This is a genomic window from Ilumatobacter sp. (genome assembly GCF_965215205.1).
GTDB lineage: Bacteria > Actinomycetota > Acidimicrobiia > Acidimicrobiales > Ilumatobacteraceae > Ilumatobacter_A.
This window is the reverse complement of the sequence record NZ_OZ244049.1, coordinates 3,201,786-3,213,524: the sequence shown is the minus strand read 5'-3', so window position 1 is coordinate 3,213,524 and position 11,739 is coordinate 3,201,786. Positions and strand designations below refer to the sequence as shown.

The following is an 11,739-nucleotide window of genomic DNA, read 5'->3' as shown; positions in this document are numbered from 1 at the left end:
GTCGCCCGATCAGCCCGTGCGCGAGCGGGTCACCCGATCGGGCCGGGCGTCAGGGGAGCACGACGACGCGCGTCCCGATGCCGGCCCAGTTCCACATCCAGATCGCGTCGCCCCGGGCCTGGCGCACGCAACCGCCCGACAGGGGTTGGCCGAGCTGGGCGATGGACTGCACCGGTCGGCCGTACTGGAACGGGATCTCGTGGAACCCGATGTTGCCCCCGTTGCACCCCTTGGTGAAGCGGACCATGAACCCCCACTTGATGGTCGGGTTCTGGATCGCGTAGGTGTGACGGGACCGCGAGAAGACCGAGTACCACCCGGGCCGGGGATCGCACCACTTCATCTTCCCCGACACCCGGTGCGTCTTGATGACCCGGTTGCTCCAATCCGTCGCCCACACGCGCTGGAGGCTCTTGGAGTAGACGACGCGCCGTCCCGTCCCCGAGTTGCCCGGCAACGCCCACGGCGGCGGCGGCGGTGGCGGCGGCGGGAGGGTGGTCGTGGTGGTCGTCGGTGGCGGGGGCACCGGTCGGGTCTGGAAGGTGGTGCCCGGTCGCGCGCCCGGGGCGAGGTCGTCGATCTCGGCGCCACGGGCGTAGGGATCGAAGGAGGTCGTCGTCGGTGCCGGCGCCTCGGTGGTGGTGGGCGCGGGCGGCTCGGTGGTGGGCGCCACGGACGACGTCGCGGCGGAGGTGCTCGGCTCGCTCGGGATCGTCGTCGGGTCGCTCGGGGCGGTCTCGTCGGCCGGATCGGGAGCCGCGTCGACCCCGATCGACCCGACCAGCATCGTGGAGAGCGCGATCGACACCCCGCAGACGGTCCTGCTCAGGAGTCCGACCGTGGCGCGCATGGGCCGCGACAGTAGCGCGATCGATGCTCGCCGTCACCTGGTGGAGCGACGCGACCTCGCCCCGTGGTTCCCGACGAGGGCGCGGGCGGCCGGGGTCGCTCAGGAGGCGGGCGCCGGGTCGAGCTCGACCTCGCAGCGGATCCCGTCGTCGTCGCCGTCGCGGATCTCGACGTCGTCGATGGTGCCCGCCGCCGCGAGGTCGGCGCGACCGTCGCGCAGCGCGTCGAGCGCCGTGGCGGGTGCGGTGATCCGCACCGAGCGCACCGAGGCGCGCTGGCTGAGCTTGGCTTCCGACTTGGCCCGTCGAACGAGCGCGAGCGCCTCGATCGTCGGGTCGACGAGCGTGGCGTCGCCGCCGAGGCCCGACCCCTCCGGCCAGGGCGCGACGTGGACGCTGTCGTCGTGCCACCAGCTCCACGCCTCCTCGGTCGCGAAGGGGAGGAACGGGGCGAGCAGCCGCTGGCAGACCGACAGCGCCTCGCGCAGCGCCCGGCGGGCCGATGCGGCCGGCTCGGCCCCCATCGCCTCGTACGCGCGGTTCTTCACCAGCTCGACGTAGTCGTCGCAGAACCACCAGAAGAAGGTCTCGGTGCGCTCCAGGCCACGGGCGTAGTCGAAGCCGTCGAAGCCGGCGGTCGCGTCGGCGACCACCGCGTCGAGCTTGGCGAGCATCGAGCGGTCGACGGAGTCGGTCACCGCGTCGGCGAGCGCCGGGTCCATGTCGACATCGCCGAACGAGAGCACGAACTTCGACACGTTGAGCAGCTTCGTGGCGAGCTTGCGGCCGACCTTCATCTGGTCCTCGGAGTAGGCGGTGTCGACGCCCGGTCGAGCCGAGGTCGCCCAGTAGCGGACCGCGTCGGTGCCGTACTGGTCGAACAGGTCCATCGGGGTGACGACGTTGCCCTTCGACTTCGACATCTTCTTGCGGTCGGGATCGAGGATCCACCCCGACAGCGCGGCGTGGGCCCACGGAGCGGCGTCGAACTCGTGGTGGCTGCGCGTCATCGTGGAGAAGAGCCAGGTGCGGATGATGTCGTGACCCTGGGGGCGAACGTCCATCGGGAACACCCGCTCGAAGAGACCGTCGCCCTCCTCCCAGTGGCCGGCGATCTCGGGGGTGAGCGACGAGGTCGCCCAGGTGTCGAGGATGTCGGGGTCGCCGGTGAAGCCGCCCGGCCGGTCGCGCTGGTCCGCCTCGAAGCCGGCGGGGGCGTCGGTCGACGGGTCGATCGGGAGGTCGGCCTCATCGGGGACGAGGGGCTCGTCGTGGATCGGCTCGCCCGCGTCGTCGAGGCGGTACCAGATCGGGATCGGCACGCCGAAGAAGCGCTGCCGGCTGACCAGCCAGTCGCCGTTCAGCCCCTCGACCCAGTTCTCGTAGCGGTGGCGCATGTGCTCGGGGTGCCAGGACACCTCGTGGCCACGCTCCACCAGCGCCGAGCGGAGGTCGGCGTCGCGCCCGCCGTTGCGGATGTACCACTGGCGCGAGGTGACGATCTCGAGGGGGCGCTCGCCACGCTCGTAGAACTTGACCGGGTGCTGCAGCGGTCGGGGGTCGCCGACCAGGATCCCCTGCTCGACGAGCTGCTCGACGACGATGCGCTGGGCCTGGTTCGGGTACTTCCCGGAGATCGTCGCGTAGGCCTCGGGGTCGACGCCGGCCGGGGCGTCGGGGAGCAGGCGCCCGTCGCGCCCGATGATCGGTCGCAGCTCGAGCTGCAGCTCGCGCCACCACGTGACGTCGGTCGTGTCACCGAAGGTGCAGATCATCGCGATCCCGGTGCCCTTGTCGGGCTCGGCGAGCTCGTGGGCGCGCACCTCGACGCGCTGCCCGTAGAGCGGGACGACGACCTCGGTGCCGAAGTGCGGCTGGTAGCGCTCGTCATCGGGGTGAGCGACGAGCGAGACGCAGGCGGCGAGCAGCTCGGGGCGGGTCGTGTCGATCTCGATCGTGCCGTCGCCGCCGACGCGCTCGAACGGGATCTTGTGGTACGCGCCCGGACGCTCGCGGTCCTCCATCTCGGCCTGCGCGACGGCGGTGCGGAAGTCGATGTCCCACAACGTCGGCGCCTCGGTGCTGTACGCCTCGCCGCGCGCCACGTTGCGCAGGAACGCCCGCTGGCTGGCGCGGCGCGACCGCTCGTCGATCGTCGCGTAGTGGTGGTCCCAGTCGACGCTCAACCCGAGGCGGCGGAACAGCTCCTCGAACACCTCCTCGTCGGTCTCGACGAGCTCGTCGCACAGCTCGAGGAAGTTGGGGCGCGAGATCGGCACGGCCTGGTGCTTCTTGGGCGGATCACCACGGAACGGCGGCTCGAAGCCGTCCTGGTAGGGCTGGCTCGGGTCGCAGCGCACCCCGTAGAAGTTCTGCACGCGCCGCTCGGTGGGCAGGCCGTTGTCGTCCCACCCCATCGGGTAGAAGACCGACTTGCCACGCATGCGCTGGTAGCGGGCGACGGCGTCGGTGTGGGTGTAGCTGAACACGTGGCCCATGTGCAGCGAGCCGCTGACGGTCGGCGGCGGGGTGTCGATCGAGAAGACGTCCGGGCGCTGCGCGCTCGAGTCGAAGCGGTAGGTGCCGTCGGCCTCCCAGCGCTCGGCCCAGCGCGCCTCGATGCCGTCGAGGGTCGGTCGATCGGGGACGTTCGTCATGGCGATCGAGAGGCTAACGGCGCGTCGCCGTCCACGTCCCGGCGTCTCGATCGCCCCGACGCGCCGTCGCGGCCGGGCCTCCTCGCCCACGGAACCGTCGATCGGCGGGAACGACCCGGTCCCTACACTGGTGCTCCGTGCTGCACCTCCACGACACCGCGACCCGTTCCACGCGCGAGCTGGAGCTGCGCGAGCCGGGTGTGGTGACGATGTACCTGTGCGGGCCGACGGTGTACGGCCCGGCCCACCTCGGCCACGGGCGCGCCACGCTCACCTACGACATCCTGCGCCGCTACCTCGAGTGGACGGGCCTCGAGGTGAGGCTGGTCTCGAACGTGACCGACATCGACGACAAGATCATCGCCCGCGCCGAGCGCGAGGACCGCCCGTGGCGCGACATCACGACCAAGTGCGAGCAGATGTGGTTCCGGGCGATGGACGGGATCGGGGTGCAGCGCCCGACCGACACCCCTCACGCCACCGACTACGTGGACGAGATGGTCGCCATGATCGGCGAGCTGGTCGAGCGCGACCTCGCCTACACCACCGACGACGGCGTGTACATGGACGTCGAGTCCGTCGACGACTACGGCCTGCTCGCGTTCCAGACGCTCGACGACATGCGCGCCGGCGGCGGCGAGCGCGAGGTGCACGGCGCCGCCTCGAAGCGCCACCCGGCCGACTTCGCCCTGTGGAAGCGGGCGAAGCCGGGTGAGCCCGCGTGGCCGTCCCCGTGGGGCGACGGGCGTCCGGGGTGGCACTCGGAGTGCGTGGTGATGAGCCTCGACCTGCTCGGCGAGGGCTTCGACCTGCACTGCGGCGGCCAGGACCTGCGCTTCCCGCACCACGAGAACGAGCGGGCCCAGGCGGTCGCGCTCGGCAAGCGGTTCGCGAACCACTGGATGCACAACGCGTTCGTCGTCGACGCCGAGGGCGAGAAGATGTCGAAGTCGATCGGCAACGTGTCGAACCTGCTCGACCTGATCGAGCACTACGACCCGCGCGCGTACCGGTTGGTGCTGCTCCAGTCGCACTACCGCAGCCCGGTGAAGCTCGGCCAGGCGGCGATCGACCAGGCGGTGACCTCGCTGGCCGGCCTGGACTCGTTCGCGGCGCGCACCGCGGCGGTCGAGAGCACCGAGCCGGACGCCGCGACCCTCGACGCGTTCCGCGCCGCGATGGACGACGACCTCGACACGCCACGTGCGATGTCGGTGGTGTTCAGCGCGGTGCGGGCGGCGAACACGGCGATCGACGCGGGCGGCGACGCGTCGGGCCTGGTGGCGGCGGTCGGGGAGATCTGCGGAGCGCTCGGCCTCGAGCTGTCCGCCGGCGGCGACGACGTCTCCGACGACGTGACCGAGCGGGCCGCCGCCCTCGACCGGGCGCGCGCCGAGAAGGACTTCGACACCGCCGACGCGATCCGTGCCGAGCTGCAGGCGGACGGGTGGACGGTCGAGACGAGCAAGGACGGCACCACCGTCCGTCGCTGAGCGGCCCCGGGTCCGATGCCCGATCGGACGCGCTCTCAAGTTACCGGTGGGTAGACATCCTGGTTACCGAGTGGTAACTTGTTCGCCATGACCGAGTTCTCGATGGCCCTCAACGAAGACCAGCAGACCCTGCAGAAGTGGGTCCACGGCTTCGCCGAAGACGTGGTGCGGCCCGCTGCCGAGGAGTGGGACGAGCGCGAGGAGTTCCCCTACCCGATCGTCGAGCAGGCCAAGGAGATCGGCCTCTACGGCTGGGAGTTCATGGCCGAGGCGATGTTCAACGACCCGACCGGCCTGTCGCTGCCGCTGGCCATCGAGGAGCTCTTCTGGGGTGACGCCGGCATCGGCATGGCGATCATGGGCTCCGGTCTCGCGGCGGCGGGCATCGCCTCCTCGGGGACCTCCGAGCAGATGATGGAGTGGGTCCCGCAGTGCTACTCGAACGAGAAGGGCGAGCTCGCGCTCGGCGCCTTCGCCGCGTCGGAGCCCGATGCCGGATCCGACGTCGGCGGGTACCGCACGTCGGCCGTCCACGACGCCAAGTCCGACGAGTGGGTGCTCAACGGCACCAAGGCGTGGATCACCAACGGCGGCATCGCCGACATCCACGTGGTGGTCGCGGTGGTCGACGCCGAGCTCGGCTCGAAGGGCCACGCGAGCTTCATCGTCCCGGCCGGGACGAAGGGGCTCAGCCAGGGCCAGAAGTACAAGAAGCACGGCATCCGGGCCAGCCACACCGCGGAGGTCGTGCTCGACGACGTGCGCGTCCCGGGCCGCATGCTGCTCGGCGGCAAGGAGAAGCTCGACGAGCGCCTCGCCCGGGTGCGTCGCGGCGAGAAGGGCAACGCGCAGGCGGCGATGCAGACCTTCGAGGCGACCCGGCCGGCCGTCGGCGCCCAGGCGCTCGGCGTGGCCCGCGCCGCCTACGAGTACTCGCTGGGGTACGCGCAGGAGCGCGTCGCGTTCGGCCGCCCGATCATCATGAACCAGTCCATCGCGTTCATGCTCGCCGACATGGCGACCGAGATCGACGCGAGCCGCCTGCTGATCCACCGCGCCGCCTGGCTCGGGAAGAACGGCAAGTTCCAGAACGCGGAGGGGTCGATGGCCAAGCTCAAGGCCGCACGCACCGCGACGTGGGTGACCGAGCGGGCGATCCAGATCCTCGGCGGCTACGGGTACACACGCGAGTACCCGGTCGAGCGCTGGCACCGCGATGCGAAGATCCACGACATCTTCGAAGGCACCGAGCAGATCCAGCAACTGGTCATCAGCCGGGCGATATCAGGCCTGCGTATCGAGTGATTCTGAAGGTTTGGCCGATCTGCGATTTCGCTCGCTGATCGACCATCCCTAGTTTTATCCCTAGTGAATTTCGCTGGCGGGCTGTCACACCCCTGGCGTACTGTCGTCTGTATGGCGACGATTCGCGAGAAGAAGCCAGGCGTCTGGGAGGTCCGCGTCTTCACGGGCAACGACGCCCGCGGGCGCCCCACGCAGATCTCTCGAACCGTGCGTGGTGGCAAGCGCGACGCGCAGCGGATGGCTGCTTCGTTGGAGGTTGGCCCGGGTAGTTCGTCGCCCGCCGGTCGCAACGTCAAGGACGTGCTCGACGCATGGATCGATCAGAACATCGACACGTGGGCGCCGGCTTCCTCGCGTGATCAACAGAGTCGAGTGCGCTCGATTAAGCAGGACAAGATCGCTCGCATCCCGATCGCCCAACTCTCGATTGCCGATGTCGAGCGCTGGCATACGCGGTTGCGTCGAGCCGGCATGCAAGACGCCGGCATCCGCAACCAACATGGCGCGCTGAGCGCCGCGTTCGGTCAGGCGATGCGATGGGGCTGGGTGAGCCAGAATGTTGTGGCCATGGCGCAACGCAAGACGACCAAGAAGCAGCCCAGGGGAGTGATGACGCTCGACGACGTGCGGGCCGTGATCGCCGCTGCGGCGGAGTTCGATCCGGCCGCGGCGTTGGCGCTTCGGATCGCAGCAATGACCGGTGCGCGTCGTGCGGAGTTGGCTGCGCTTCGTTGGGATGATGTCGATGAGGACGGGATGCTGACGATCGACTCGGCGATCGAAGTGATCCGCCATCCCGGTGAGCCGCGCGAGTTGCGTGATGCGCCGACGAAGACAGGCAACGCACGGACGATGACGCTCGACCCTGACACGTTGAACGCGATCTGGGAGTTGCGACGCAAGCGCGAGCCGTACGGACCGTGGATGTTCGGCGTCGGGCCCGACCTCGTGCCACCGGATCACATCGGTTGGTGGTGGACGCGAGCGCGCAAGAACTCGGGCATCGACTTGAAGTGGCGCCTCCACGATCTCCGCCACTGGTCGGCAACCGTCTCGATTGGCCAAGGCCACGACGTGCGAACCGTCGCCGGTCGCCTCGGCCACTCGAACCCGGCCATGACCCTGCGTGTCTACGCCCATGCCTTCGCCGCCGCCGATCAAGCCCTGGCGGCTGGACTGGGCGATCTACTCCGGGCTGACGATTGAGTCACGGTTCAGCCCGAACGCCAGGTTTCAACCTCGACGAACTGATACGTCGGCGATTCGCCACATCAGACTCGTGGGTTGGCGGAAGGTTTCCGGTCGCGATGCAGCGGGTCCGAGCCTCGTCCGCCACACGTCGCTGTGCGCCCTTGATCCGGCGATACGGGTCATTGTCCGAGTCATGGACGGTGCTCCGACTCGGTTTGCCGGAATGCCGAGGCTGGCCATCCTCGAACTACCATCGCAGCAATCACCCGAACAGGCGTTCAGGTGTTCGCTCGGGGTTGGTGAGTCCGAGACGGGCGGCGGTCGCTAGCGCCTGCGTTTGGCGTGATGCATCGAGGCGGGTGTAGACGGTCCGCAGGCGGCGTGACATCGTGCGTCGGGAGTAGCCGACCTCCGCCGCGAGATCGCAGACCGACAGTCCCGACGCGAGCAGGCGGAGCCAGTTGAGTTCCTCGGGCGTCCATGAATCGTCTCTTCGGGCAGGTATCGAGCGGCGCTCGCCCGGATGCTTCGGCGGCCCACGGTCGCCTCGTGTCCGCCTGTCATCGACGGCGGCGCGAACCGCGCCGAGGAGCTGAGCGGGGTCGGCCGCCCGCGCCAGCACACGCCGACACCTCAGGCGTTGCGCCTCGGCGAACGCGGTCTGATCGGGTCGATCCAGCAAGACGACGAGGTTCTGGCATCGTGTCGCGTCGGCGCAACGCCGGAGGACGTTCCAGTCGTCGGGCTTCGACACCGTCAGGACGATCGCGTCATGCCTCCCAACGAGATCGGCGCAGTCCACCACACCGACGACGTCGATGTCGGGCTGGAGCTCGCGAGACAACGCGTACATAAACAGGGGAAGAGGATCACAGACGAGAACTCGTGGTGCTGGCATGTCGATCCTCCGTTCTCCGGTGGTCTGCGCTATCGCGAGGTCCGAGCCCGAACCCCAGTGGGACGATGTGTGTCTGTCACGCGAAGGTACGCAACCGTTTTGGGCGATGCCAGGAATTTCCAGCGAGCCGAGTGGTCGCCGCAGTGAGTGTCCGAGTCGACCAGCGGTCGTGGGTGGGACCGCGCCAAGCGCGTGCACCGCACCGAGCACCCGCAACGGGGCGGGGCGAGGCCGTTGCGAAGGTTGGCACAGATGCGCCAAACAAGTCCGCGCACGATGACCACCGATGGACTTCACCGACCGCACCCTCTTGCGACTGACCGATGACGACGAACGCCGCGCCGTTCTTTCGCCCGCTGTCGGGACGCGGATCCTGGGTGCGGCCTTCGAGTTCAGCAACATCGAGGTCGGCGACGTCACAGGGGTGACGGTCCGCGACATCGAGTTGTTGCCTGCTGCCCTCGCCAGCCAGCGGTTCGACGGCCTCGCACGGGAACAGAGCGGATCCACTCAGTGGGAGTTCAGCGCCAGCCTTCTCGCCACCAACCCGACATCGTCCGCCCACGCTCGACTCGAACTCGGATTGACGACCGAGACCCGCCGCGCCGACACCAGCGTGGAACGCATCGAGATCGAATCGCTCAGCGACCTGGCTGACCTCGATCAGGTCGACGCTCGCATCGTGACCGACGACGGCTCGCTCCCCACCGACCTCGACGAACTGGATCGACGGCGCCTCGACGAGTTGTCCGAGATGCTCGGAGAACGAATGACCGTGCCGGGTGATTTCAACGCCGAGCTGTTCCTCGCGGCACGTGACATCTCGACGCTGAATGGGCTGATGGTCGCACTCCAGGAGCCGCAGTACACCTCGCGCGTCGAGTTGGAGTTGGTCGTCGACGGTTCGCTTCCGTCGAGCATCCAGACTCATCGCGTCGTTGCCGCGGCGATCATCGAGCCGGATCCGTTCAATCGGCTTGCCGAACTCGTCGAGCGCGTGCAGACGGGCCGCGCCGTGATGGAACGTTCGACCGAGACCGCTTCTCCTCCAGGCGGCATGCGCTCCCGAGTGGGTCTGCCCTACGTCGTGATCATCCCCATGGCTGCCCTTGACGACAGCGACCTGCCGTTCGTCGCAGGTGCGAGCCCGACCACGGCGGATGCCGAGCGGGCTTCACGACTCGACGAGTTGCAGCGCCGACTGACGCCCTTCGGTGTTGCGCTGGCGACGGTCCCGTGAGCGGTCGTGACCCGACCCGGCTGCATGCGTCACGCCAGCCCATCACCTGTCCCCAACCAGAACACCACCGAGAGCATCGATCCAGCCAGGAGTGCACAACATGACAGTCACCGCCGAATTCCCGTTCATCAACGTCACCATCGATACCCGAGGGCTCCAGCCGCTCGCCAAACGTTCGACCGGAAACGTCGCGATCGTCGGCGACGCCGCCGGCCACGGCACCGGCCAGGAGAACGTCCCTGTGATGGTCGGCAGTGAGGCCGAGGCCCGCAACCTCTTTGCCACCACCAACGCCGCAGGTGCAGTGACCGATGCCGGTCGGCTGTACGAGTCGATCGTCACCGTCCTTCAACAGGACCCTGCTCCCGGACGGATCTTCGCGGTTGCCACCGAAGACACGGACTACGTGAGCGGACTTGCCAGTATTGCCGCCGCTCCCGTTCAGTTCGTCTGCTTGGCCAATGAAACCGATCCAGCGGCGATCGAGCAACTCCACGATCACATCGAAGCCGTCAGCGCCGATGGGAATCGACGCATCGGAGTCGGAATGGTCGATCCGGCCCTACCGGTTGCGGCCGGCGAGACGTTTGCGGGCAACGCTGACGCCGCCTACACCGCGGCGAAGAGCGACACGGGGCGAATGATCTTGGCCGCTGCAAAAGTCCCCGTTGTCGGCGGATTTCCCGAGACCGACGTCGCCGCAGCTGTGATGGGAACCGTCGCCGGATACGACGTGCACATCTCGACGCTCATGAAACAGATTCGAGGCGTCGGGATCCCCATCGAGCGACAGTTCGGCCCCTCCGAGATCAAACAATGTGCCGAAGCATTCATCGCCCCACTGATCGACCCGGAACTGATCCCAGGTGAAGGTCTGTTCATCGGCAGCGGCCGGGCGTACACCACCGACACCAGTCGCCTCTACCCGGACATTGTGCGGACGCTCGATCACATCGAGTTCCTTCTCAAGGCGGGGCTGATCGGCTCGATCGGCAACGTACGCATCGACCGGCTCGGCATGCAGGCACTCGCATCGAAGTTCGACGGCATCCTGCAGCCGCTGATGACGAAACGGATCATCGCCGACTACCGCGTCGACATCCCACTGCTCGGCATCCTCGCCGCGGAAGAGGCAGCCCGCACGCCAGGCCAGTCGGCAACCCTGACCGATGCTCGCACCAGCCGAGTCGTCGAAGTGATCCTCTCGGTCACCTACGCGGGTGCCGTCCACTTCCTCGACATCAACCTCGCGCTGACCGCATGAGCACCTTGCCCGCCACGCCATTTCCCAACCCGATTTTCCGGAACAAGCCGCAACAAGGAGCCCGCTGATGCCCACCTTCATGAACACCCGACTCGCCGTGATCGTCGACAACGACACCGCCAACCCGATCTCACCGATCGAGTCATTCACTCCGACGTTCAGTCTCAACACCGAGGTCGTCCATTCGATCGAAGCCACCCACATCGGGTACATCGGCAACCCCGAGAGCTTCACCTTCGCAATGTCGGTCAAGGCGATCGACGACTCGGCTGCTCGCCTAACGCGCCTCGCGATGGAGGGGGCCGAATTCGAGATCGGTGTTTTCGAGGTCGACGGTGGAACGGGCGAATGGGACTTCAACTCGATCGTGATGCGCCAGTGCCTCATCACGTCGGCGAACCCGTCGAATGCCACGATCAACGGTGCGCCGATGGCCAGCTTCTCTGGTGTTGCTCGCAGTGTCGAGACCAACGACGGTGAAGCCCAGACGCTGCCGACGTTCACGGGCTGAACCAATGCAGTTCGGTCGATCAGATCCGACGCGGTCACGCACCGGGAGTGGAAGTCGATTCGGCGCGACGTCGGATCGGCCGCTGTCGGGAGGCCGCGTCGAGAATTCTGGCCTGGCATTCGTGCACGAGGGCGAGATCGTCCTGCCCGCACCAGACGCGGAGGCCGAAATCGACCTGCTCCGCTCCGACCTGGGTGCCGATATCCACATCACGTTGCCGGTCATCGTCGAGATCGGGTCGACCGAACCCGACGACGAACGGACGAACGTCATCGTCGACGAGATCTTGCGTCGGCTCCGCGCCGCGATCGAAGCCCAATCGACCGCCTGAA

10 protein-coding genes are annotated in these 11,739 nt (G+C 68.0%); 7 read left to right on the top strand and 3 right to left on the bottom strand.

What is annotated here, in order from left to right:
- Positions 1-49: 49 nt before the first annotated feature.
- Positions 50-850, bottom strand: a complete 801-nt coding sequence (locus tag ACOOHC_RS14910) for a L,D-transpeptidase (protein WP_420451195.1) — start codon at positions 848-850, stop codon at positions 50-52.
- 99 nt (positions 851-949) lie between these two features.
- Positions 950-3,505, bottom strand: a complete 2,556-nt coding sequence (gene valS / locus ACOOHC_RS14905; RefSeq protein ID WP_420451194.1) for a valine--tRNA ligase — start codon at positions 3,503-3,505, stop codon at positions 950-952.
- A 137-nt stretch (positions 3,506-3,642) separates the two neighbouring features.
- Here valS and cysS point away from each other — a divergent pair, with 137 nt between their 5' ends.
- The 3 genes from cysS to ACOOHC_RS14890 all read left to right on the top strand — a co-directional run bounded on the left by cysS (position 3,643) and on the right by ACOOHC_RS14890 (position 7,509).
- Positions 3,643-4,998, top strand: coding sequence for a cysteine--tRNA ligase (cysS, locus tag ACOOHC_RS14900; RefSeq protein ID WP_420451193.1), 1,356 nt, complete (start codon positions 3,643-3,645; stop codon positions 4,996-4,998).
- Positions 4,999-5,085: 87 nt separating this feature from the next.
- A complete protein-coding gene (locus ACOOHC_RS14895; protein WP_420451192.1) occupies positions 5,086-6,303 on the top strand; it encodes an acyl-CoA dehydrogenase family protein in 1,218 nt (405 codons plus the stop codon).
- A 111-nt stretch (positions 6,304-6,414) separates the two neighbouring features.
- On the top strand, positions 6,415-7,509 hold the full coding sequence (locus tag ACOOHC_RS14890) for a tyrosine-type recombinase/integrase (protein ID WP_420451191.1): 1,095 nt from the start codon (positions 6,415-6,417) through the stop codon (positions 7,507-7,509).
- Positions 7,510-7,756: 247 nt separating this feature from the next.
- On the opposite strand, the gene ACOOHC_RS14885 is transcribed toward ACOOHC_RS14890, so the two are convergent.
- Positions 7,757-8,347 carry a hypothetical protein gene (locus tag ACOOHC_RS14885; protein ID WP_420451190.1) on the bottom strand — a complete coding sequence of 197 codons (591 nt, stop codon included), beginning with the start codon at positions 8,345-8,347 and terminating at the stop codon, positions 7,757-7,759.
- A gap of 331 nt (positions 8,348-8,678) precedes the next feature.
- Here ACOOHC_RS14885 and ACOOHC_RS14880 point away from each other — a divergent pair, with 331 nt between their 5' ends.
- The 4 genes from ACOOHC_RS14880 (at position 8,679) to ACOOHC_RS14865 (ending at position 11,738) form a co-directional block, all read left to right on the top strand.
- Positions 8,679-9,632 carry a hypothetical protein gene (locus tag ACOOHC_RS14880; RefSeq protein WP_420451189.1) on the top strand — a complete coding sequence of 318 codons (954 nt, stop codon included), beginning with the start codon at positions 8,679-8,681 and terminating at the stop codon, positions 9,630-9,632.
- A 100-nt stretch (positions 9,633-9,732) separates the two neighbouring features.
- On the top strand, positions 9,733-10,896 hold the full coding sequence (locus ACOOHC_RS14875; RefSeq protein WP_420451188.1) for a hypothetical protein: 1,164 nt from the start codon (positions 9,733-9,735) through the stop codon (positions 10,894-10,896).
- A 67-nt stretch (positions 10,897-10,963) separates the two neighbouring features.
- Positions 10,964-11,407 (top strand): hypothetical protein, encoded by a 444-nt coding sequence (locus ACOOHC_RS14870; protein ID WP_420451187.1) that lies wholly within the window; start codon positions 10,964-10,966, stop codon positions 11,405-11,407.
- Between the two features lie 4 nt (positions 11,408-11,411).
- The gene (locus ACOOHC_RS14865; protein ID WP_420451186.1) at positions 11,412-11,738 is read left to right on the top strand and encodes a hypothetical protein; all 327 of its coding nucleotides are present in this window, start codon (positions 11,412-11,414) and stop codon (positions 11,736-11,738) included.
- Position 11,739 lies beyond the last annotated feature (1 nt).

Coding starts and splice junctions, on each gene's coding strand:
- ACOOHC_RS14910 (WP_420451195.1), bottom strand. CDS start 850: ATGCGCGCCACGGTCGGACTCCTGAGCAGGACCGTCTGCGGGGTGTCG.
- valS (WP_420451194.1), bottom strand. CDS start 3,505: ATGACGAACGTCCCCGATCGACCGACCCTCGACGGCATCGAGGCGCGC.
- ACOOHC_RS14895 (WP_420451192.1), top strand. CDS start 5,086: ATGACCGAGTTCTCGATGGCCCTCAACGAAGACCAGCAGACCCTGCAG.
- ACOOHC_RS14890 (WP_420451191.1), top strand. CDS start 6,415: ATGGCGACGATTCGCGAGAAGAAGCCAGGCGTCTGGGAGGTCCGCGTC.
- ACOOHC_RS14885 (WP_420451190.1), bottom strand. CDS start 8,347: ATGTACGCGTTGTCTCGCGAGCTCCAGCCCGACATCGACGTCGTCGGT.
- ACOOHC_RS14880 (WP_420451189.1), top strand. CDS start 8,679: ATGGACTTCACCGACCGCACCCTCTTGCGACTGACCGATGACGACGAA.
- ACOOHC_RS14875 (WP_420451188.1), top strand. CDS start 9,733: ATGACAGTCACCGCCGAATTCCCGTTCATCAACGTCACCATCGATACC.
- ACOOHC_RS14870 (WP_420451187.1), top strand. CDS start 10,964: ATGCCCACCTTCATGAACACCCGACTCGCCGTGATCGTCGACAACGAC.
- ACOOHC_RS14865 (WP_420451186.1), top strand. CDS start 11,412: ATGCAGTTCGGTCGATCAGATCCGACGCGGTCACGCACCGGGAGTGGA.